This is a genomic window from Chromobacterium sp. (genome assembly GCF_041912965.1).
GTDB lineage: Bacteria > Pseudomonadota > Gammaproteobacteria > Burkholderiales > Chromobacteriaceae > Chromobacterium > Chromobacterium aquaticum.
In genome coordinates, this window is the sequence record NZ_JAYSGF010000020.1 from 36,132 (window position 1) to 56,840 (window position 20,709).

A 20,709-nucleotide genomic window follows, 5' to 3' on the forward strand; every position below is an offset into this window, starting at 1 on the left:
TGGCTAAAAATCTTTTCGTGAGCTTCCGTGGCAAGAAAAGCCGCGCTGATTTTATAAGGAATGAGCATGAGCACGATCCGTTTGACCATGGCCCAGGCGCTGGTGCGCTATCTGGCCGCGCAGCGGGTGGAGCTGGACGGCGAGGAGGTGCAGCTGTTCGCCGGAGTGTGGGCCATCTTTGGCCACGGCAATGTCGCCGGCCTGGGCGAGGCGCTGCAGCAGGCTGGCGACAGCCTGCCCACTTGGCGCGCCCACAATGAGCAGGGCATGGCCCACGCCGCCATCGCCTACGCCAAAGCGCATTTCCGCCGCCGGATGATGGCGGTGACCAGCTCCATCGGCCCCGGCGCCACCAATCTGGTCACCGCCGCGGCGCTGGCCCACGTCAACCGGCTGCCCTTGCTGCTCTTGCCCGGCGACGTGTTCGTGTCGCGCGCGCCGGACCCGGTGCTGCAGCAACTGGAAGCGCCGCAGGACGGCACGCTGTCGGTCAACGATTGCCTGCGGCCGGTGTCGCGCTATTTCGACCGCATCGTCCACCCGGCGCAGCTGCTCACGGCGCTGCCGCGCGCGCTGGCGGTGCTGACCGATCCGGCGCAATGCGGGCCGGCCACGCTGGCGCTGCCGCAGGACGTGCAGACCATGGCCTGGGACTATCCGGCCGACTGGTTCCGGCCGCGGCTGTGGCGCATCGCCGCGCCGCCGCCGGAACCGGACGCGCTGGAGCGGGCGGCGCGGGCGCTGGCCGCCGCGCGGCGGCCGCTGATCGTGGCCGGGGGCGGCGTGCTCTACAGCGCCGGCGGCGCGACGGCCTTGCGCGCCTTCGCCGAGCGCCACGGCGCGCCGGTGGCCGAGACCCAGGCCGGCAAGAGCGCCTTGTCCTGGGATCACCCGCTGCAATTGGGCGCGATCGGCGTCACCGGCTCGCCGGCCGCCAACCGGCTGGCGGAACGGGCCGACCTGGTGCTGGCGCTGGGCAGCCGCTTGCAGGACTTCAGCACCGGCTCCGGGCAGCTGTTCCGCCAGGCGCGGCTGCTCAGCGTCAACGTCAACGCGCTGGACGGGATCAAGGCCGACGCCGTGGCCCTGAGCGGCGACGCCGCGCTATGCCTGGACGCGCTGTCGGCGCGGCTGGACGGCTGGAGCGCCGACGCCGGCTGGAGCGCAGAGGCGCGCGCGCTGGCAGAGGACTGGCGCGCGGAGACGGCGCGCGTCACCGGCCAGCGCCAGCCTCGCGGCCTGCCTTACGACGGGGAAGTGATAGGCGCGGTGCAGCGCCACCCCGGCTCCGAGCGCGACGACATCGTGGTCTGCGCCGCCGGCACCCTGCCGGCCGAGCTGCACAAGCTGTGGCGCGCGGCGACGCCGGGCGGCTACCACCTGGAGTACGGCTATTCCTGCATGGGTTATGAAATCGCCGGCGGCCTAGGCGTGAAGATGGCGCGGCCGGAGCGCGAAGTCATCGTGATGGTGGGCGACGGCAGCTATCTGATGATGAACAGCGAGTTGGCCACCTCGGTGATGCTGGACCAGAAACTGATCGTGCTGCTGCTGGACAACCGCGGCTACGGCTGCATCAACCGCTTGCAGCAAGCCTGCGGCGGCGCGCCGTTCAACAATCTGCTGGACGACTGCCGCCAGGGCCGCCACGGCGCGCCGCGGGTGGATTTCGCCGCCCATGCCCGCGCGCTGGGCGCCGAGGCCGAGCACGTGGCCGACATCGCCGGCCTGGAGGCGGCGCTGGTCCGCGCCCGCGCCGCGGAACGCAGCTATCTGATCGTGATCGACACCGATCCGGCGCGCACCACCGAGGCCGGCGGCTGCTGGTGGGAAGTGGCGGTGCCGGAGGTATCGGAACGGGCCGAGGTCCGCGCCGCGCGCCAGGCTTACGAAGACCGGCTGCGCCGGCGTCAATACGAATAGCGGGGAACAGCGCAATGCATGCATTCGACGTGAAAATCGGCATCAATCCGATTTCCTGGAGCAATGACGACCTGCCGTCGCTGGGCGGCGAAATCTCGCTGCAGCAGGCGCTGGCCGAAGGCGCGGCCATCGGCTACCGCGGTTTCGAACTGGGCAATAAGTTTCCGCGTCAGCCGGAAGCGCTGGCGGCGGCGCTGGCGCCGCACGGCCTGCAATGCGTGTCCGGCTGGCATTCCGGCCGGCTGGCCGAGCGCGGCGTGGATGAGGAAATCGCCGCGGCGGAGCCGCATCTGCGTTTGCTGGCCGCCAGCGGCTGCCGGGTGATGGTCTACGGCGAAGTGGCCCAGGCGATACAGGGCCAGTCGCGGCCCTTGAGCCAGCGTCCGCGCTTTGGCTCGGAGCGGCAATGGCGCGATTACGGCGAGCGGCTGAACGCCTTCGGACGCCACCTGCAAAGCCACGGCCTGACGCTGGCCTACCATCACCATATGGGCGCCTATGTCGAAACCCCGGACGATGTGGACGCGCTGATGGCGGTCACCGGCCCGGAAGTGGGCCTGCTGTTCGACAGCGGCCACATCGCCTTCGCCGGCGGCGAACCGCTGGCGGTGCTGCGCCGCCATATCGGCCGCGTGGTCCACGTCCATTGCAAGGACATCCGCCCGCAGGTGGCGCGGCTGGCGCGCAACCGCGGCTGGAGTTTTCTGGAGGCGGTGCTCAACGGCGTGTTCACCGTGCCCGGCGACGGCGTCATCGATTTTGAAGCCCTGCTGCGCATGCTGGCCGAGCACGGCTATCGCGGCTGGCTGGTGGTGGAGGCGGAGCAGGACCCGGTGGTGGCGCCCAGCTACCGCTACGCCGAGCTGGGCTTCCGCACCCTGGCCGGCCTGGTGGCCGCCATCCGTGCCGACGCGCCGGAAAGGAGCTGCGCATGAATCAGCCCAATCTGCGCGTCAAGGCGGCGGCCGGCCGCGTCGCCGCCGACATCACCCCGGCCTCCGCCGGCTGGCGCCATGTCGGTTTCCGCGCCTTGCGTCTGGCCGACGGCGAGGCCGAGGACTGGCTGCAAGCGGAGCGGGAATGCTGCGTGGTGGTGTTGGCCGGCGTCGTCGACATCATCGCCGGCGAACAGTGCTGGCCGGGCGTGGGCAGCCGCGCCGATGTGTTCGACGGGCAAGCGCCGTGGGCGGCTTATATTCCCGCCGGCTGTGCATTGCGCATCGTCGCCCGCGGCGCGGCGGAAGTGGCTTTGTGTTCGGCGCCGGGCCGGCCGCTGATCCGGCCGCCGCAGCTGATCCGACCGCAGGACATGGCGCAGAGCGTGCGCGGGCAGGGGAGCAACACCCGCTACGTCACCGACATCCTGCCGCAGCAGGCGGAGGCGGACGGCCTGCTGGTGGTGGAAGTGCGCACCCCATCCGGCCATTCGTCCAGCTATCCGCCGCACAAGCACGACCGCGACGCGCTGCCGGCGGAAAGCCAGCTGGAGGAAACCTATTACCACCGGGTGAGCCCGGCGCAGGGCTTCGTGTTTCAGCGCGTCTACACCGACGAGCGCGATCTGGACCAATCCCACGCGGTGGAGGACGGCGACGTGGTGCTGGTGCCGCGCGGCTATCATCCGGTGTGCGTGCCGCACGGCTATGAATCCTACTACCTCAACGTGATGGCCGGGCCGCGCCGCGAATGGCGCTTCCACAACGACCCGGCGCATGAGTGGATGCTGTCCGCCGTGAGCTGAGGCGCGGCGGCGGGGCTTGGGTTGGCGCGGGCGGCGGTGTAAACTGCCGCATTTACGACCGCGTCGGTCTCTTGCCTGGATTCCGCCATGCCCACGCCTCATGCCGCACGCCGCGCCCGCCTGCTGTCCGCCCTGGGCGACGCCGTCGCGGTGCTGCCCACCGCGCCGGAAGCGGTGCGCAACGCCGATAATTTCTATCCCTATCGCCCGGACAGCCATTTCCTGTACCTGACCGGCTTCGCCGAGCCGGAAGCGGTGCTGGTGCTGGACGGGCGCAGCGGCAAGTCCATCCTGTTCTGCCGCGACAAGAATCCGGACATGGAAATCTGGGAAGGCTTCCGCCACGGGCCGCAGGCGGCGGCGGAGGCTTTCGGCTTCGACGAGGCTTATCCCGTCGCCGAGCTGGACGCGCGGATGCTGGAGCTGCTGTCCGGTTGCGGCCGGCTGTGCTGGAGCCTGGGCCGCGACGCCAAATTCGACGCGCGTGTCAACGGCTGGCTGGATAGCCTGCGCCAGCGCGCCTACCACGGCGCGCCGGCGCCCAGCTGCTACGGCGACGTGCATGCGCTGCTGGACGAGATGCGCCTGATCAAGGACGACAGCGAGATCGCGCTGCTGCGCCGCGCCGGCGAGATTTCCGCCGCCGGTCATGTGCAGGCGATGCGCGCCACCCGGCCCGGCCTGCATGAATACCAGATCGAGGCGGAAATCCTGCACGCCTTCATCAGCCGCGGCGCGCGCCAGCCTTCCTACGAAAGCATCGTCGCCGGCGGCGCCAATGCCTGCACCCTGCATTACTGCGCCAACAACGGCTTACTGCGCGACGGCGAAATGCTGTTGATCGACGCCGGCTGCGAGCTGGAAGGCTACGCCGGCGACATCACCCGCAGCTTCCCGATCAACGGCCGTTTCAGCGGCCCGCAGCGCGACGTCTACGAAGTAGTGCTGGCGGCACAGGCGGCGGCCATCGCCGCGCTGGGGCCGAATGTTCCCTGGAACGCGTCCGGCGACGCCGCGCTGGCGGTGCTGGCCCAGGGCATGCTGGACCTGGGGCTGTTGCAAGGCAGCGTGGACGGGGTGATCGAATCCGGCGCCTACCGCCAGTTTTACATGCACGGCATCGGCCATCTGATCGGCCTGGACGTGCACGACGTGGGCGCGCGCAAGCGCAACGGCCTGTGGCGCGCCTATCAGCCCGGCATGTGCGTGACGGTGGAGCCGGGCTTGTACATCCGCCCGGCGGATGGCGTGCCAGCCGCGCTGCACCATATCGGCGTGCGCATCGAGGACGATGTGCTGATCACCGAGCAGGGCTGCGAGGTCTATACCGGCGGCGTGCCCAAGCGCATCGACGAGATCGAGGCGCTGATGAATCAGGATTGAATTCCGGAGCCTGTGTCCCGAGGAAACAGGAGGAAACAGAATGCAGCAACAGATAAATGAACATGCGGACGTGGTGATCATAGGCGGCGGCCCGGTGGGGGCGCTGGCCGCTTTGCGGCTGGCGCGCGCCGGCCGCGAGGTGACCTTGGTGGAGGCCCGCGGCCGCGACGAGGCGGTGCGCGACGCGCGCGCGCTGGCGCTATCCTGGCACAGCCGCGAGCTGCTGCGCGAAGCCGGCGCCTGGCCGGAGGATTTGCCGGCATCCTTGATCGACAGCGTGCACGTGTCGCAGCAAGGCGCTTGCGGCCGCACCCTGTTGCAGGGCGAGGACGTGGGCCTGCCGCACCTGGGCGCGGTGGTGGATTACCCGGCGCTGGTGGCGGCGCTGGGCGGCGCGCTGGAGCGCGCCGGCGTGCGCGTGCTGTGGCGGCACCGGGTGCGGGCGGTCAAGAGCCTCAGCCATTACGCGGTGGTGACGGTGGCGTCGGATGCCGGCGAGAGCGTGTTGACCTGCCGGCTGGCGGTGATGGCCGAAGGCGGCGCGCTGGCTGAGAGCCTGCCCGGCATCAAGCGCCTGAGCCACGATTACCGCCAGTGCGCGGTGTTGGCCGAGGTGCGCACCGAATTGCCGCCCAAGGGCGTGGCCTATGAGCGCTTCGCCCATGACGGGCCGCTGGCCCTGCTGCCGCACGGCGACGCCTATATGCTGGTGTGGACCCGCAGCGCCGAGGACGCCGCCCATTTGCAGGCGGCCGATGCCGCCGAGGTGGCCGCCGCGCTACAACAAGCCTTCGGCGAGCGCCAGGGCCGCATCCTGGACGTGGGGCCGCGCGCGGCGTTTCCGCTGGCGCTGAAGCAGCTCAACCGCGTGGTCAGCGGCCGGGTGGCGATGATAGGCAACGCCGCGCAAACCATGCACCCGGTGGCGGCGCAGGGCCTGAACCTGGGCCTGCGCGACGCCGCCGGCCTCAGCGCGGCGCTGGCCGGCGTCACCGACCCCGGCGACGCCGCCGCGCTGGCGGCCTATGCGGCGGCGCGGCGAGTGGATAGCCACGCGGTGGTGGGCTTCACCCATGGCTTGATCAAATTGTTCGACGGCCACCATCCGGTGGTCAGCGCGATGCGCAGCGTCGGCCTCAGCGCGCTGGACGCGCTGCCGCCGCTGCGGCGCAAATTCGCCAGCCATCTGGTGTTCGGCGTCTGATGGGAGAGCGAGCGTGAAAGCATTGCAATACGATGTGATCGTCGTCGGCGGCGGCCTGGTGGGCGCCAGCCTGGCATTGGCGCTGGAGCGCGCCGGCAAGAGCGTGGCCCTGCTAGAAGGACGGCCGCCGCGGCTGGAGGGCCTGGAGCAGGGCTGGGACGCGCGCATCTACGCGGTGAGCCCGGCCAACCGCCGTTTCCTCGAGAACCTGGACGCCTGGCCCGGCGCCGAGCGCCTGGGCGCGATTGAGGCGATGGATGTGCGCGGCGACGCGGGCGGCCGCATCGAGTTCGCCGCCAGCGACGCCGGCGAGCCGGCGCTGGCCTGGATCGCCGAGAACCGCTGGCTGCTGGCCGCCTTGTGGCGGCGGCTGGCGGCGTCCGGCGTCGATTGCCTGACCGGGGTCTTGCCGCAGACGCTGGGCGCCGACGCGCTGGGCGCCGAGCTGGAACTGGAAGACGGTCGCCGGCTGAGCGCCGCCTTGCTGGTCGGCGCCGACGGCGCCAACTCCTGGGTGCGCGAGCAGGCCGGCCTGGATGCCAGCGTCAAGCCTTACCGCCAGAGCGGGGTGGTGGCCAATTTCGACTGCGAGCGCCCGCACGGCGGCGTGGCGCGGCAATGGTTTCTCGGCGGCGACATCCTGGCCTGGCTGCCGATGGCCGGGAACCGAATTTCCATGGTGTGGTCAAGCTCTGATCCCGAGCGTTTGCTGCAACTGTCGCCGGCAGCGCTGGCGGAGACGGTGGCCGCGGCCGGAGGACAAGCGCTGGGAAAATTGGCTACCATCACTGCCGCCGCGGCGTTTCCGCTGCGCTTGATCCAGCCGCAGCGAGTGGTGGCCGAGCGCGTGGCCCTGGTGGGCGACGCCGCTCACACCGTGCATCCCCTGGCTGGCCAGGGGGTGAACCTGGGTTTTCAGGACGCTGAGCAATTGGCGGCCTTGCTGGCCGGCGAGCGCGACGCCGGAGACTGGATGCTGCTGCGCCGTTATGAGCGCCAGCGGCGCGAAGCGGTGAAAACCATGCAGCTGGGTTGCGATGGACTGTTCCAGCTGTTCCAGGCCAAGGCGCCGGGCTTGCCCTGGCTGCGCAATGCCGGACTGAACCTGACCAATTGCCTGAAGCCTTTGAAGCGGCAATTCGCTCGCCAGGCGATTGGTTATTGAACCTCCTTTCCAAGGATAAAGATTGATGAAGAAAAACTTGAAGTCCCTGGCGCTGGGCGCCTCCCTGATGATGGCGCTGGCCGCTTGCTCGCAGGCCGCCGGCAGCGGCAACGTCGGCGATGTGAAAAAGGCGTTTGAAGGCCGTTTCCCCGGCAAGCCGGTCAAGGCGGTGAGCGCCTCCCCGGTGAAAGGGATTTTCGAGGTGGTGGTGGACAATAAGCAGGTGGTGTACACCAATGCCGACGCCAGCTATCTGTTTGTCGGCGATCTGATCGACGCGGTGAAGAAGGAAAGCCTGACCGAGAAGAAACTGGCCGAGCTGAACAAGGTGGACTTCAAGTCGCTGCCGTTCGAATACGCGCTGAAGGAAGTGCGCGGCAAGGGCGAGCGCAAGCTGGCGGTATTCTCCGATCCGGACTGCCCGTTCTGCAAGAAGCTGGAACGCGAGGGTCTGAAGAACCTGGACAACGTGACCATCTACACCTTCCTCTATCCGCTGACCCAGCTGCATCCGGACGCGATGCGCAAGTCCAAGCAGATCTGGTGCTCGCCCGACAAAGTGGCGGCCTGGTCCGGCTTCATGCGCGACGGCAAGCCGCTGACCGGTCCGGACAATTGCGACACTCCGTTGGAGAAGATTCAGCAGTTGGGCGAGAAACTGGGCATCACCGGCACGCCGGGCCTGATCTTCGCCAATGGCCAGCTGGTGCCGGGCGCGATCGATGCCGAAGACATCGAGAAGCTGCTCAAGGCCAAATAAGCCAGCCGCGCCCCGCGCGACGCCCGCGGCCTGTCCCGACGCCTTCGTGGCGGCGCGGCAGGCCGTTGTCGCGACTGGAGCGCGGCGGTGAGCGCGCGGCCGGGCTGGGGGACGCGCTGGCGCGGCCTGTCCAATGGCGACCGCATCTTGCTGGGCCTGTCGTTTTCCCTGGCCGCGCACGGGCTGGCGATTTTCGCGCCCTGGCCGGTGGGCGGCGCGCACGGCGAGCCGGCCGGCCTGAGCGTGCGCCTGGCCGCAGCGCGGCCCGCGCCCAGGCCGTCGCCGCGCGTGGAGCGGGCCGAGACGCCGCCGGCGTGGAGCGCGCCCGTGGCGGCCGAGGCTTTGCCTCCGACGGAGGCTGAAGCGAAACCGGAGCCGGAACCACAGCCAAGCGCATCGGCGCCTGCCGGCGAGCCGTCGAGCGCGGCGTCGGCGCCGCTGGCCGAGGCCGCCGAGCCGGGGGAGGATGTGCCGCAGCGTCTGGGGCTAGACCTGTATTACCCGGCCAGTCAGCTGGAGCAAGTGGCGACGCCGCTGCGGCCTATCGAGCTGCCGGACCTGTCCTATTTGACTGGGGTGACGATCAGGATAGAACTGCGCGTCTATATCAATGAACAGGGTGGGGTGGATGCGGTGCAATCGTTCAGCGCGCAGCCGGCCGGCAGCGAGCAGGCCTTGATCGAGCGTTTTCGCCATGTCGAATTTTCGCCAGGGCGCAAGGACGGCATCGCGGTGAAGAGCTATAAACGTATTTTGATCCAGTCCGAGCCGGGAGGCGGCGTGGTCTTGCCGCGGCAGCCTGGCCAGCGCTGAGAACCTGTTTACGATCTGCTGCGCGTCGTGAAGCGTTGCACGGTGAGTACCAGCTCAAAATGCTCATGTACCACGTGTACATTCCGCTTTTTCGCTCGTTTTCGCCTTGTCTCGCCTTAGCTCGCGAGATCGTAAACACGTTCTGAGAACCTGGTCAAAGTCTGCTGCGCTCGGTGCGGCGTAGCACGGTGCGTACTGCTTCGAAATGTTCATGTGCCAGTCATGCATTCCGCTTGCTCCGCCGCAACGTCTTGTCTCGCTTAGCTCGCGAGAACGTAAACAGGTGAGGAGCGCGCCAGCGCCCGGGCTGACCGCGGCGCGGGTTCATGGTAAATTCCGCTTTCCGGCATGGTGCCGGTGGCTAACATCTTACCAGGGACATGAAAAGGTCCCGGTTTTCACAAAGGAATTGCCATGTCTGATTTGCAGACGCTGTTCACCCAGGCTCAGGCCGATGTCAAGACCCTGTCCGAGCGCCCGGACAACCAGACGCTGCTGCAGCTGTACGCCTTGTTCAAGCAGGCGACCGAAGGCGACGCCGCCGGCGAGCGTCCGGGCATGATGGATTTCATCAATCGCGCCAAGTTCGATGCCTGGGAAAAGCTGAAGGGCAAGGGCGGCGACGAAGCGATGCAGGAGTACGTGGATGTGGTGAAGCGCCTGCTGGAAGACTGATCCGGCGGTTCGGACCCCGGCCGCCCTGGCGGACTGCCCGTCGGGCGGCTCCGCCTGCGGCGCGGCAAACCGGCACCGGCAGCGCGTGCCGATTTTTTTTAGTTGTCCGTCGCGGTTCGCCGCGACGCAGCGCGTGGCGCTAGGGTTTTTCAATCAATGAAGCGTTTGCCAAGATGAAGAAAGTCTTTTGCTTGCTGGTTTTCGCGCTGCTGGCGCAAGCATGCCGGGCGGGCGACGACCCGGTGCTGCTGGTGGTGTCGGGCAAAATCAGCCATTACACCGATCCGGCGCGCGGGGTGTATGAATTCCGCGAAAGCGCACTGATGGCCTTGCCGCAGACCTCGCTGGTCACCGCCACCAGCTGGACGCCCAAGGCCACCTTCAGCGGGCCATTGGTGCGCGACATTCTCAACAAGGTGGGCGCTTACGGGCATCAGGCCCAGTTCGTCGCCCTCAATGACTACACCTATTCGATCCCTGTCAGCGAACTGGTCAAGTACCGCGCCATCCTGGCGCGCCGCTTCAATCAACAGCCGATGAACGTGGCCCGTTACGGCCCGCTGTGGTTGATGTATCCATTGGAGCAGATGCCGGATTCGGCCAAGGGGCCGGCGCTGGACGCCAAGTTGATCTGGCAGATCGATGGCCTGGTGGTGAACTGATGGACAAGCAAGATCGGGCGCAGGAAGGCGCCAAGTCGGCCTGGGTCGGACGTCTGCGGCAGCTGGCATCCGGCTGGGGCGGCTGGCCGGAAGGCCGGCGCATGCTGTGGGTGGGCCTGCTGGTGCTGATCACCGCCGCCGGCGGCATGTATTACAGCATCAGCCAGGTGGGCAAGGGCAATTCGGTGGCCAATAGCAGCGAAGACCTGTATTGGTCGGTGGCGCAATTCCAGTTGGAGATGGAGCGCGCCAAGTCTGCGCTGGTGGCTTTCCAGGCCGGCCGCATCAATAACGAGGAATTGACCCGACGGCTGGAGGTGGCCAGCAGCCGCTTCCACGTATTCTCTGAACCGGCGCCGGTGCGCGTGCAGATGCTGCTGCGTCAGGTGAAGGGTTTCGACACCCTGGTGGCGGATTATCAGCAACTGTTCACCGATCCGGGCTTCGGCCATCCGTCGCCGGCTGCGGTGCCGGCGCTGCTGGAGCGCATCGATCTGCTGCGGCCGCAACTGATGGCCTTCGCCGTGGAGGCGCGGGTGGCCGAGGTCAAGAGCCGCACCGAGCGCCTGGAGGACCTGGACCGCCAGCGCAGCAATGTGCTCTATCTGCAATCAGTGTTGTGGGGCGTGATCTGCGCGGTGATCCTGCTGTTGTCGCGCTACAGCTCGGTCAAGCGTCTGGCCAGCGCCAAGCAGGCCTTGCTGGAGAAGGAACAGTCCGCGCATCAGGCCACGGTGGCGATGGAGCTGGACCGCACCACCTTCCTGGCCACGCTGAGCCACGAGATCCGCTCGCCGCTGCAATCGATGCAGGTGTGCATCGAATTGCTGGAGCCGGTGGCGGATGGCGACAAGACGGCACGCACCGCGGTGCAGCGCCTGAAGACCAGCGTGTCGCATCTGTCGGCCCAGGTGCACGACATCATGGACATCAGCGCCATCCGCAATATGAAGCTGCGGATGAATCCGCAGCCTATGCCGCTGGCCGAGGTGCTGCAAGCCACCATGGACGTGATGCGGCCGCTGGCCGACGCCAAGGGGCTGACCCTGAGCTATCAGGCCGGCCCCTTGCCGGAGAAGGTGCTGCTGGACGAGGTCAGGCTGCGTCAGGTGGTGGGCAATCTGGTGTCCAACGCCATCCGTTACACCGATCAGGGCGGGGTGACGGTCAATGTCAGCTGCCTGCGCGCCACCGGCCACCATGAGCTGATGCTGCAGGTGCGCGACACCGGCATCGGCATTCCGCCGGAGCAGCAGCAGCGCATCTTCCAGCCCTTCATCCAGGGCAAGCACCGCCGCGCAGGCAGCTGCGGCCTGGGCCTGTCCATCGTCAAGGAACTGGTCAATCTGTTTGGCGGTTGCATCGAACTGGACAGCGCCGAGGGCCAGGGCTCCTGCTTCACGGTGCGGTTGCCGGTGCAGACGCTGGACGCGCCCGGCCCGCAATCGGTATTGATCGTCGACGACGACGCCGATATCCGTGACACCCTGGCGGAGCTGCTGCAGCGCGACGGCTATCAGGTGGCCACCGCGGAGACGGCGGCGCTGGCCGAGCAGGCGCTGGAGCGGGCCGATTTCGACACCGTGTTGCTGGACATGCACCTGGGCGCGGACAGCGGCTATCAGGTGGCGGAGCAGGCCTGGAACGGTCAGCGCGGCGCGCACACCTCCATCGTCGGCATGAGCGCCTACCCGGAAGCCTTCCAGGACCCGCGCGCGCGGCGTTTCGCCGGCATCCTGGCCAAGCCCTTCGACGCCGGCCAGCTGCGGCGCATGCTGGAGGCGGTGACCAAGCGCGGCTGAACGCGGCGGAGCATGGCCGGAATGAAAAAAAGCCCTGGGGATCCAGGGCTTTTTCATGTCGCGTGGCGGCTGGAGCCGGTCTGTTCAGACTTCCAGGTCGTGGGCCGCGGTCACCACATTGGTGATCTGCAGCGCCAGGATGGAACCCGGCGTCGGCTTGCCGATGTAGTAGACGCCCTGGATGCGCAAGGCCTGCTGCAAGGCGGATTCGTATTCTTCCGCGTGGCCGGTCAGCACGATGATGGGCACGGTGGCCGAGCGCTGGCGTATGGTTTCTATCACCTTCATGCAATCGTCGTCGCCCAGCACCCAGTCCAGCACGAAGGCGTCGAACTCTTCGTTCGGCAGCGCGGCCAGCAGTTCGGATGGCGATTCATAGGGCAGGGCGAACAGGCCCTGGCGCACCAGCACCGCGGCCAGGATGTCGGCGTCCATATCGTCCAGCACCGCCACCAGCAGGCGCTTGTTATTGGCGCGCTTGGGCGGCTGCACCGCCAGGTAAGTGACTTCGTGGCCGTTGATGCAGCGGTCGTGGCTGCCCGGATACACGTGCCAGCTGTCGCCCTGGCGGCGCGCCAGCAACAGCGGGGAGATCGAATCGTCCTGCACCACGTCGCCCAGCTGTATCCAGCAATGGGCTTCCTCGGTGTGGTCGGTCAGGTGCAGGATGGCCGGGATCAGATCGGCGTCCGGCACCCGCACCGGCCGGCGGTTGTCCTGCGACACCAGCAGTTCCGAAGTGGGGAGGCCCAGGTATTGCGCCAGCTTTTCCAACTGGCCCAGCTGCCATTGGCTGCTGCCGTTGAGCTTGCGGTAGGTTTGCGACGCGCTCAGGCCCAGCACTTCCTCGATCAAGCTGACCTGCTGCGATTCCGCCAGGCCGCGCTGTTCCAGATGGGTCCGGATATTGGCATTGATGATTTCAGTCGTTGGCTTATTCTGTGTCATTTGCATGTCTTCTAAGTAGGGCGACTATTCGGGGTCGTTTCTTATTCGCCATCAAGCAAACCCTTGATGCTGCGCTGACTTGCGGCGCGGGAGGTACTGTCCGCGTCAGCGCGCCTTGCCTCAGGTTCTCTGCCAGGTTTGCTTGGCGGCTCTTATCTGCGCGCGTCCCGGGCAATGGACGGGCGCTTTTTATGTCTTGTTCAATGATTATCGCTGCCGGCGCACGGGCGGCGGGTGGCCTTCCGGGCAGGGCCGGGGCTTGCCGGTTGCGGCATGCTATCTGGGTACGAAATCATTGCCAGGCTGTCAGCCGATTATTAGTCAAAATTTGCAAAATGTGCGAAAAATTTTCGCTTAAAACGCAAAAAAGGCTTCCATTCTAGATTCATGCATACAGCTTGAAACCTGTTCCTTGGTACAGAGTCTTTGCTGCGCGAGATAAATGGATGGATGCGTCTGAAGAGTGAATTGTACTTAATGCGATGATTGCTTTGAGGAAATCTCTATGTGTCGGTAAAGCGGGCGGGTGCCGGCGGCGAGGAGGCAAGAGGAGAAGGGCTTCGCATCCAATGCGAAACCAGTCCCGGCGCGGCCGCGCCGGGACGAAGCGGGCTAAGAACCTGTTCAAAGTCTCGCGAGCAAGAGCGAGACCAGGCGTTGCGGCTGAGAAAGCGGAATGTACCCGTGGTACATGAGCATTTTGAGCTCGTACTCACCGTGAACGCTTCGCGACGCGCAGCAGATCATGAACAGGTTCTTAGCCCAGGGTGCCGGTCAGGCTGACCTCGCGCGTCTCCGGCACCTCGTTGTAGGACAGCACGTGCAGGCCGGGCGCGAACAAGCGCGCGTAGCGCGCCAGCAACGGGCGGATCTGCGGCATCACCAGCAGGATGGGCGCGTGGCCCAGCTGTTTCATCTGGTCGCGCACCACCGGCATATTCGCCTGCAACTGCTGCAGCACATTGGGGTCGATGGGGAAGCTGTCCAGCTGAGGCTTGCCGGTTTGCTGCGCCTGGCTCAGCGCGCCCAGCAGCAGGTTTTCCAGATCGGCGGACAGATTGAAGGCCTTCATTTCGCCGCGCGGCCCCAGGATGGATTGCACGATCTGGCGTTTCAGCGCGCAGCGCACCTCGGCCGCCAGCATGATGGGGTCCTTGCTGCTCTCGCTGGCGTCCAATAGCGCGTTGGCGATGGGGACGATGTCCTTCAGCGACACATTGTCGGTCAGTAGCTGGCGGTAGGCCTTGAGCTGCAGCGGCGCCGGCAGCGCCTGGTTCAGCGCGGAGGCGAGCTTGGGCGCCAGTGCCGACAGCCGTTCGCCCAGCGCGGTCACGTCGTCGTGGCGGAACAGTTCGGCCAGGTGCTCGCGCATCACCTTGTTCAGATGGGTGGCCACCACGCTGGCGCAGTCCACCACCTGGTAACCCAGGCCCAAGGCCTTGCTCTTGTCCTCGGGCTGGATCCAGGTCACCGGCATCGCATAGGCCGGGTCCACGCCGGGCATGCCGTCCACCTCGCCGTACAGCTCCGGCGACGGGATCGCCATCAAGCGGTCGGCGTAGACCTCGCCCTCGGCCACGGTGTTGCCGCTGAGCAGGATGGCGTATTGCGAGGGCTTTAGGCGCAAGTCGTCGCGCAGGCTCACCGTCGGCATCAGCACGCCCAGGCTTTCGCTCAGGCTCTGGCGCACGCCGCGCACGCGCTTGGCCAGCGGCGCGCCCTGACTCTTGTCCAGCAGCGACACCAGCTTGTAGCCCAGATTGATGCCCAGGGTGTCGACATAGGGCAGCGCGCCCCATTCCAGTTCGATGTCGGCGTCGCCGGCCAGCGCGCTTTTCGCCAGCGCCGGGTCCGGCTGGTTCGGCAGCGTCTGCTGGCGCTGGTGCAGCCGCCAGGCGACGAAGCCCAGCAGCAGCGCGAAGCCGAGGAAGGTGGGCCAGGGCATGCCGGGGATGGCGGCAAGCACCAGCATCATGCCGGCGGCGCTCATCAGCACGGTGGGGGAGGCCAGCATCTGCTTGCCCACTTGCTCCTGCATGTCGCCGTCGTCGCTGATGCGGGTGACGATGATGGCGGCGGCGGCGGACAGCAGCAGGGCCGGAATCTGCGCGACCAGGCCGTCGCCTATGGTCATCAGCGCGTACTGGCGGAAGGCGTCGCCGGCGGACAGGCCGTGCATCAGCGCGCCGATGGCCACGCCGCCGAACAGATTGATGATCAGGATCAGGATGCCGGCGATGGCGTCGCCGCGCACGAATTTGGACGCGCCGTCCATCGCGCCGTAGAAATCGGCCTCGGTGGCGATGTCGCGGCGGCGCTGCTGCGCCTGCTCCTGGTTGATCAGGCCGGCATTGAGGTCGGCGTCGATGGCCATCTGCTTGCCGGGCAGCGCGTCCAGGGTGAAGCGGGCGGACACTTCCGAGATCCGTTCCGCGCCTTTGGTCACCACCATGAAGTTGATGATCATCAGGATGACGAACACCACCATGCCGACGACGAAGTTGCCGCCTATCACCACTTGGCCGAAGGCCTCGATCACCCGGCCGGCGGCGTGGGTGCCCTCATGGCCGTGCAGCAGCACCACCCGGGTGGACGCCACGTTCAGCGACAAGCGCAGCAGGGTGGTGGCCAGGATGATGGTGGGGAAGGCGGAGAAGTCCAGCGGCCGCTTGGCGGAGACGCTGACCAGGATGACGATGATGGCCAGCACGATGTTGAAGGTGAACAGCATGTCCAGCGCCAGCGGCGGCAAGGGCAGCATCACCATGGCCAGTATGGCCAGCAAAAACAGCGGGGCGGCGATCTTGTGGCGGCCGATGTCGGCCAGCAGTCTAGTGAAAGCGTTCATGATGCGGTTCTGGGATCGGCCATGTCGCGCGGGATCGGCAAATCGTCCGGCAGCCGCGGCTGGCTGCGACGCGATCCGTTGCGGAAGGCCTTGAGTTGCATGACATAGGTCAGGACTTGCGCCACCGCTCGGTACAGCGGCGCGGGAATTTGCTGGTTGACCTGGGTGGTGTGGTAGACGGCGCGCGCCAGCGGCGGCAGCGGCACGACGTCCACCTGGTGCTCCTGAGCCACCTGGCGGATGTAGAGCGCCATCTCGTCCAGGCCCTTGGCGATGATGAACGGCGCCTCGGCGCGCTCCTCATCGTATTTCAACGCCACCGCGTAGTGCTCGGGGTTGACGATGACCACGTCGGCGGTGGGCACCGCCTTGCGCACGCCGCGCTGGGCCATCTGCATCTGGATCTGGCGGATGCGCTGCTTGATCTCCGGCCGGCCCTCGGTGCTCTTGTACTCTTCCTTGATCTCCTGCTTGCTCATCTTCTGCTGCTTCATGAACAGCAAGATCTGCAAGGGCAGGTCGATAAGCGCGAACAGCATGAACACCGCGGTCAGGCTCAGCAGCGCGTTGATCAGCAATTCGGCGCTGCCGGCGAGAGCGGTGGCGAAGGGCGCGCCCTGCAAGGCGAAGAAATCCTCCAGCGCGCTCTGGCTCAGCCGGTACAGCACCCAGCCCAGCAGCAAGGCCTTGGCGATGGATTTGCCGATCTCGCTGGCGTGGCGCGCCGAGGCGATGCGGCCGAAGTGGGCCAGCGGGTTGAAGCGCTCCAGCTTGGGCTGCAGATGGTTGAGGCTGAACACCCAGCCGCCGGGATAGAGGGATACCACGATCACGCACAGCGGAATCACCGCCAGCGGCAGCACCATCTTGACCAGCAGCAGCAAGGTGCCGCCAAACAGCTTGGACCAGCTATTGTCCAGCGCGCCGTTGCCGGCGAGCGGGGCGAAAGCCAGCGCGAACAGCTGGCGGAACTCGTCCAGCCACTGCGGCATCAGCCAGAACGCCAGCTTCAGCGCCAGCAGCAGGCCCAGCGCGGCGGCCAGATCGCGCGAGCGCGGCACCTGGCCCTGCTTGCGGGCCTGCCGCAGCTTGTGCGGCGTGGCCTTTTCGGTTTTATCGCCGCCGCGCCCCTCAGCCATGGCCGGCCCTCAGCATGCCGCCCAGCAGGCGCAGCATCTGTTCATTCAGGTTCAGGTATTGCTGCGGGATGAAGCGGGCGATCAGGCCCAGCGTGCCCAGGCCGAACAGGGTGATCAGCGGGAAGCCCAGCGAGAACAGGTTCAGCGACGGCGCCACCCGGTTGATCATGCCGATGCCGGCCTGCACCACGAAGGTGGCGAACACCGCCGGCAGCGCCAGCAGCATGGCGGCGGACAAGACCCAGGCCACGCCGCCGGCTAACATGGACAGCGAGGCGGCCGGCACGCCGCCGCCCACCGGCCAGGCCTGGAAGCTGGCGTAAACCACCTGGATCAGCAGCAAATGGCCGTCCAGCGCGAAGAACACCATGGCGCCCAGCAGATAGAGCAGGCTGGACACCACATCGGATGAGTTGCCGTTGCCGGGGTCGTTCATCACCGCCATCGACAGCGCCATCTGCGAGGACACCAGGAAGCCGAGCACGGCCAGCACCGCCAGCACCAGCTGGAAGGCGAGGCCGAAGATCAGGCCTATCACCGCTTGCTCGATGCTGGCGGCGACGCCGGCCAGCGAGAACAGGTCCAGCTTGGGCAGCGGCAGGGTGGCCGGCAGCGTGGCGGCGGACAGCGCCAGCGCCAGGCCGATGCGCACCCGCACCGGCACCATGCCCTCGCCGATGAAGGGCGCGACGCTGAAGGCGGCCATCAGCCGGCAAAACGGCCACCAGAACGCCGGGATCAGGTCCAACAGCTGGGCGTAGAGGCCGGTCACGGCTATCCGACCAGGCCGGCGGCGCGCTGGAACATCGCCACGCAGAAGTCCATCAGGAAGCCGGTGATCCAGTGGCCGGCGACGGCGATGGTCAGCAGGGTCACCAGCAGCCGCGGCAGGAAGGACAGCGTTTGCTCGTTGATCTGGGTGGCGGCCTGGATCAGGCTGACGATGACGCCGACGATCAGGCTGGGCAGGATCAGCAGCACCACCAGGGTGACGACGACGCGCAGGCTGTCGTTGACGATGTCGACGGCAATGTCGGGAGTGAGCATAAACGCCTGTTAGTTAGTCAAGATGATCAATGAGCCACGGAAGCGTAAAAAACTTTTTTAGCCACAGAAGCACACGGAAGACACGGACAAATTCAGAAAAACACAAAATTCTTTGTCATAGATGTCCGCCGTGGCATAGGGAATAGCGCTTTTCGAAGCGCCGAACATAAGGCGTACACAACACAGGCATGGAGTCATTGATTTTGAATTTTCCGTGTTTTCCGTGTGCTTCCGTGGCAAAAAAATTTGTGCTCAATTCAATACGCCTGTATCGAGGTGACCAGGGTGTTCACCGTCAGCGACCAGCCGTCCACCAGCACGAACAGCAGCAGCTTGAGCGGCAGCGAAATCACCAGCGGCGACAGCATCATCATGCCCATCGCCATCAGCACGCTGGACACCACCAGGTCTATCACCAGGAAGGGAATGAACAGCATGCAGCCGATCTGGAACGCGGTCTTCAATTCCGACAGCACGAAGGCCGCGAGCTTGACCGCGAAGGCGTGCTCCTGCGGATTGCTGATCTTTTCCTCGCCGGAGAGCCTGGCGATCTGCGCCAGCGCGGTCTTGCTGGTCTGCGCCAGCATGAAGCGGCTGATTGGCTTCTGCGCGATTTCCAGCGCCTGCTGCATGGTGATCTTGTCCTGATCGAAGGGCTGCAGCGCCTGGTTCCACACCTCCAGGCCCACTGGCCGCATCACCAGCAGGGTCAGGATCAGCGCCACCCCGGTGACGATGCGGTTGGGCAGGCCCTGCTGCAGGCCCAGCGCCTGGCGCAGCAGGGACAGCACGATGACGAAGCGGGTGAAGCTGGTCATCATCAGCACCAGCACGGGCAAGAGCCCGAGCAGGGTCATCAGGATCAGGATCTGGGTCTTGATGGTAAAGTCCACCGGCGTGCCGCCGGCATTGGCCGACAGCAGCTTCAGCGGCTCGGCCTGACAGGCGGCGGCCAGCGCCCAAAGCCCTGTAGCGAGCAAGCTGGGTCGCAGCAGGGGGCGCAGCTTCTTCAAGAGTTCCATCAGGCCAGGCTGTCCAGTTCCAGGTCGTTCAGCTCCACCACCCGCAGGCCGTAGTTCTCGCCGGCCACCACCACCTCGCCGCGGCCGATCACGGTGCCGTTGACCTTGATGTCCAGCGGTTCGCCGGCCAGCTTGTCCAGTTCCACCACCGAGCCGTTCTCGATATTGACCAGATCGGCCAGCGAGATGTCGGCGCCGCCCACTTCCAGCGTCAGCCGCACCGGGATCTTGCGCAGGAACTGGGTCATGTCGCGCGGCTGCCGGCGCGGAGCGGCGGCGTCGTCCGCCGGTTTGCCGTCCAGCGCGTCCAGGCCGTCCAGCACGCCGCCCAGGTCGAAATCGTCGTTCAAGTCCATGCTAAATCCTTCTTGTTCTGTGTTTGTAGAGTCATTCGCTGGCGACAAAACCGGTCAGGCACAGCTTGCCGTGCTGTTCGGCCACATCGGCGTCGAACAGCCGCGAGGCGCCGACCAGCACTTCGCTCCTGGCCTGCAGCGTCACCGGCAGCACGCTGCCGGGGCGCAAGTCCATGATGTCGCCCAAGGCCATTTCGCGGTCCAGCAGCCGCGCTTGCAGCCGCACGCGCAGCCGCTCGCGGAAGGTGTCCGCCGGCGCCGCCTGGGCATCGGCGCTGTCGCGGCGGCCGGACAGGTTTTTCAGCAGCCGCTCGAAGCAAGTGGCGTCCAATTGCAGGCACAGCGCGCCGATGGCGTGCTCGCCGTCGCCGATGTCCAGGCGGATCTCCCAGACCCCAGTGCCGGGCGGCACGAAGGGCAGTTGCGCGCAGTCGGCCGGGCCGGGCGGCAGGCCGCCGGCCTGGCGGTCCAGCCGCAAAATGCATTGCAGCAGGCGCGGCAGCAGCCGTTCCGCCAGGCTGCGCGCCAGACGGCGCTCGGTTTCGGTCTCCGCTGGCACGGCGTCGGCGTCCGCCTGCGCCGCCGGCGCGCCGAAGCGGTAATCCAGCAAGCGCAGCAATAAGGGCCGTTCGATATGGCTGCCCAACTGGCAGCCGTCCAGCGCGTGCCACAGCCAGCGGCGCTCGTCGGCGGCCGGCTGTGCCTGCTGCAGCGCGCGGATGTGGAAATGCGCGTGGTAGCGGCGGTTCAGTTCCTGCCGCAGGAAATCCGCCAGCTCTTCTTGCAGGGCTTTGCCGAACACGGGCAGCAGGTGGAACGGCCGTCCCAGCGTGCGCAGGTCGAGAGCCGGCAGTTGGGCGCCGTCATGCTGCGAAATGATTCTGGCTCTTGGCATCTCGATACTCGGTGATGGGGTGGGCGTGGCGCCGCCGGCTTCAGCGCGCCCGGCCGGCGCGCGCGGGCGACGGCAGGGGCGCGGCGCTTAAACCGCGGCGGCCTGGTGTTCATCAAGGCCGGCCGGCCCTCTGCGGCGTCGAGTGCGAATTGTACTAAGCGGTACTAAATTCGCGGCTCGCGGACGGAGGCAAACGGCAGGCTAAACCTTATGGAGTGTGCATCTTACTGGCTGCCGCCGCTGGGTAAAGGGGGAAAATTCACGTCAGACTTTGTGAAAATTCACGGCGGTTGGTTTAAGCATAAAGTTTAAAATCGCCGCTCGTA

Annotated in this window: 19 protein-coding genes; 11 read left to right on the plus strand and 8 right to left on the minus strand. The window is 66.6% G+C overall.

The annotated features are described in order from the left end of the window. Window positions 1-66 precede the first annotated feature (66 nt). From iolD to ACE3QM_RS12400, 11 genes are all read left to right on the plus strand, one after another. Complete coding sequence (gene iolD / locus ACE3QM_RS12350; RefSeq protein WP_374422236.1) at window positions 67-1,923, plus strand: 3D-(3,5/4)-trihydroxycyclohexane-1,2-dione acylhydrolase (decyclizing); 1,857 nt, start codon at window positions 67-69, stop codon at window positions 1,921-1,923. 14 nt (window positions 1,924-1,937) lie between these two features. Next, complete coding sequence (iolE, locus tag ACE3QM_RS12355) at window positions 1,938-2,858, plus strand: myo-inosose-2 dehydratase (RefSeq protein ID WP_374422238.1); 921 nt, start codon at window positions 1,938-1,940, stop codon at window positions 2,856-2,858. Next, entirely contained in the window at window positions 2,855-3,664 is an 810-nt protein-coding gene (gene iolB / locus ACE3QM_RS12360; protein ID WP_374422241.1) for a 5-deoxy-glucuronate isomerase, read from the plus strand. Before iolE ends, iolB begins: the two co-directional genes overlap by 4 nt. 87 nt (window positions 3,665-3,751) lie before the next feature. Continuing rightward, on the plus strand, window positions 3,752-5,047 hold the full coding sequence (locus tag ACE3QM_RS12365) for an aminopeptidase P N-terminal domain-containing protein (protein ID WP_374422243.1): 1,296 nt from the start codon (window positions 3,752-3,754) through the stop codon (window positions 5,045-5,047). Window positions 5,048-5,087: 40 nt separating this feature from the next. Next, the gene (locus tag ACE3QM_RS12370; RefSeq protein WP_374422245.1) at window positions 5,088-6,251 is read left to right on the plus strand and encodes an FAD-dependent oxidoreductase; all 1,164 of its coding nucleotides are present in this window, start codon (window positions 5,088-5,090) and stop codon (window positions 6,249-6,251) included. 13 nt (window positions 6,252-6,264) lie between these two features. Beyond that, window positions 6,265-7,416 (plus strand): UbiH/UbiF family hydroxylase, encoded by a 1,152-nt coding sequence (locus ACE3QM_RS12375; RefSeq protein ID WP_374422246.1) that lies wholly within the window; start codon window positions 6,265-6,267, stop codon window positions 7,414-7,416. Window positions 7,417-7,441: 25 nt separating this feature from the next. After that, window positions 7,442-8,176 (plus strand): DsbC family protein, encoded by a 735-nt coding sequence (locus ACE3QM_RS12380; RefSeq protein WP_048407802.1) that lies wholly within the window; start codon window positions 7,442-7,444, stop codon window positions 8,174-8,176. 87 nt (window positions 8,177-8,263) lie between these two features. Continuing rightward, on the plus strand, window positions 8,264-8,989 hold the full coding sequence (locus ACE3QM_RS12385; RefSeq protein ID WP_374422247.1) for a hypothetical protein: 726 nt from the start codon (window positions 8,264-8,266) through the stop codon (window positions 8,987-8,989). Between the two features lie 414 nt (window positions 8,990-9,403). Continuing rightward, a complete protein-coding gene (locus tag ACE3QM_RS12390) occupies window positions 9,404-9,664 on the plus strand; it encodes an acyl-CoA-binding protein (protein ID WP_048407804.1) in 261 nt (86 codons plus the stop codon). A 173-nt stretch (window positions 9,665-9,837) separates the two neighbouring features. Further along, window positions 9,838-10,326: a molybdopterin-dependent oxidoreductase gene (locus tag ACE3QM_RS12395; protein WP_053074153.1), complete on the plus strand. Its 489-nt coding sequence runs from the start codon at window positions 9,838-9,840 to the stop codon at window positions 10,324-10,326. Beyond that, window positions 10,326-12,128, plus strand: coding sequence for a hybrid sensor histidine kinase/response regulator (locus tag ACE3QM_RS12400; protein ID WP_374422248.1), 1,803 nt, complete (start codon window positions 10,326-10,328; stop codon window positions 12,126-12,128). Before ACE3QM_RS12395 ends, ACE3QM_RS12400 begins: the two co-directional genes overlap by 1 nt. Before the next feature lie 84 nt (window positions 12,129-12,212). Here ACE3QM_RS12400 and ACE3QM_RS12405 read toward each other — a convergent pair whose 3' ends face one another. From ACE3QM_RS12405 to ACE3QM_RS12440, 8 genes are all read right to left on the minus strand, one after another. After that, entirely contained in the window at window positions 12,213-13,076 is an 864-nt protein-coding gene (locus tag ACE3QM_RS12405; RefSeq protein ID WP_197081330.1) for a helix-turn-helix domain-containing protein, read from the minus strand. 757 nt (window positions 13,077-13,833) lie between these two features. Next, complete coding sequence (locus ACE3QM_RS12410; protein WP_048407807.1) at window positions 13,834-15,924, minus strand: flagellar biosynthesis protein FlhA; 2,091 nt, start codon at window positions 15,922-15,924, stop codon at window positions 13,834-13,836. Beyond that, complete coding sequence (gene flhB, locus ACE3QM_RS12415) at window positions 15,921-17,063, minus strand: flagellar type III secretion system protein FlhB (protein ID WP_374422249.1); 1,143 nt, start codon at window positions 17,061-17,063, stop codon at window positions 15,921-15,923. Before flhB ends, ACE3QM_RS12410 begins: the two co-directional genes overlap by 4 nt. Further along, window positions 17,056-17,835: a flagellar biosynthetic protein FliR gene (gene fliR / locus ACE3QM_RS12420; RefSeq protein ID WP_231463283.1), complete on the minus strand. Its 780-nt coding sequence runs from the start codon at window positions 17,833-17,835 to the stop codon at window positions 17,056-17,058. The genes flhB and fliR overlap by 8 nt, the downstream gene beginning before the upstream one ends. A gap of 2 nt (window positions 17,836-17,837) precedes the next feature. After that, window positions 17,838-18,110, minus strand: coding sequence for a flagellar biosynthesis protein FliQ (gene fliQ / locus ACE3QM_RS12425; RefSeq protein ID WP_048407810.1), 273 nt, complete (start codon window positions 18,108-18,110; stop codon window positions 17,838-17,840). A gap of 257 nt (window positions 18,111-18,367) precedes the next feature. Continuing rightward, window positions 18,368-19,132, minus strand: coding sequence for a flagellar type III secretion system pore protein FliP (gene fliP, locus ACE3QM_RS12430; protein WP_374422250.1), 765 nt, complete (start codon window positions 19,130-19,132; stop codon window positions 18,368-18,370). Further along, window positions 19,132-19,488: a flagellar motor switch protein FliN gene (gene fliN / locus ACE3QM_RS12435; RefSeq protein ID WP_048407812.1), complete on the minus strand. Its 357-nt coding sequence runs from the start codon at window positions 19,486-19,488 to the stop codon at window positions 19,132-19,134. Before fliN ends, fliP begins: the two co-directional genes overlap by 1 nt. A 31-nt stretch (window positions 19,489-19,519) precedes the next feature. Then, the gene (locus ACE3QM_RS12440; RefSeq protein WP_374422253.1) at window positions 19,520-20,383 is read right to left on the minus strand and encodes a FliM/FliN family flagellar motor switch protein; all 864 of its coding nucleotides are present in this window, start codon (window positions 20,381-20,383) and stop codon (window positions 19,520-19,522) included. Window positions 20,384-20,709: the final 326 nt, after the last annotated feature.

What these genes read in the sequence shown, in the direction of transcription:
- iolD (WP_374422236.1), top strand. Translation starts at nt 67, where the DNA reads ATGAGCACGATCCGTTTGACCATGGCCCAGGCGCTGGTGCGCTATCTG.
- iolE (WP_374422238.1), top strand. Translation starts at nt 1,938, where the DNA reads ATGCATGCATTCGACGTGAAAATCGGCATCAATCCGATTTCCTGGAGC.
- iolB (WP_374422241.1), top strand. Translation starts at nt 2,855, where the DNA reads ATGAATCAGCCCAATCTGCGCGTCAAGGCGGCGGCCGGCCGCGTCGCC.
- ACE3QM_RS12365 (WP_374422243.1), top strand. Translation starts at nt 3,752, where the DNA reads ATGCCCACGCCTCATGCCGCACGCCGCGCCCGCCTGCTGTCCGCCCTG.
- ACE3QM_RS12370 (WP_374422245.1), top strand. Translation starts at nt 5,088, where the DNA reads ATGCAGCAACAGATAAATGAACATGCGGACGTGGTGATCATAGGCGGC.
- ACE3QM_RS12380 (WP_048407802.1), top strand. Translation starts at nt 7,442, where the DNA reads ATGAAGAAAAACTTGAAGTCCCTGGCGCTGGGCGCCTCCCTGATGATG.
- ACE3QM_RS12390 (WP_048407804.1), top strand. Translation starts at nt 9,404, where the DNA reads ATGTCTGATTTGCAGACGCTGTTCACCCAGGCTCAGGCCGATGTCAAG.
- ACE3QM_RS12395 (WP_053074153.1), top strand. Translation starts at nt 9,838, where the DNA reads ATGAAGAAAGTCTTTTGCTTGCTGGTTTTCGCGCTGCTGGCGCAAGCA.
- ACE3QM_RS12400 (WP_374422248.1), top strand. Translation starts at nt 10,326, where the DNA reads ATGGACAAGCAAGATCGGGCGCAGGAAGGCGCCAAGTCGGCCTGGGTC.
- ACE3QM_RS12405 (WP_197081330.1), bottom strand. Translation starts at nt 13,076, where the DNA reads ATGACACAGAATAAGCCAACGACTGAAATCATCAATGCCAATATCCGG.
- ACE3QM_RS12410 (WP_048407807.1), bottom strand. Translation starts at nt 15,924, where the DNA reads ATGAACGCTTTCACTAGACTGCTGGCCGACATCGGCCGCCACAAGATC.
- flhB (WP_374422249.1), bottom strand. Translation starts at nt 17,063, where the DNA reads ATGGCTGAGGGGCGCGGCGGCGATAAAACCGAAAAGGCCACGCCGCAC.
- fliQ (WP_048407810.1), bottom strand. Translation starts at nt 18,110, where the DNA reads ATGCTCACTCCCGACATTGCCGTCGACATCGTCAACGACAGCCTGCGC.
- fliP (WP_374422250.1), bottom strand. Translation starts at nt 19,132, where the DNA reads ATGGAACTCTTGAAGAAGCTGCGCCCCCTGCTGCGACCCAGCTTGCTC.
- fliN (WP_048407812.1), bottom strand. Translation starts at nt 19,488, where the DNA reads ATGGACTTGAACGACGATTTCGACCTGGGCGGCGTGCTGGACGGCCTG.
- ACE3QM_RS12440 (WP_374422253.1), bottom strand. Translation starts at nt 20,383, where the DNA reads ATGCCAAGAGCCAGAATCATTTCGCAGCATGACGGCGCCCAACTGCCG.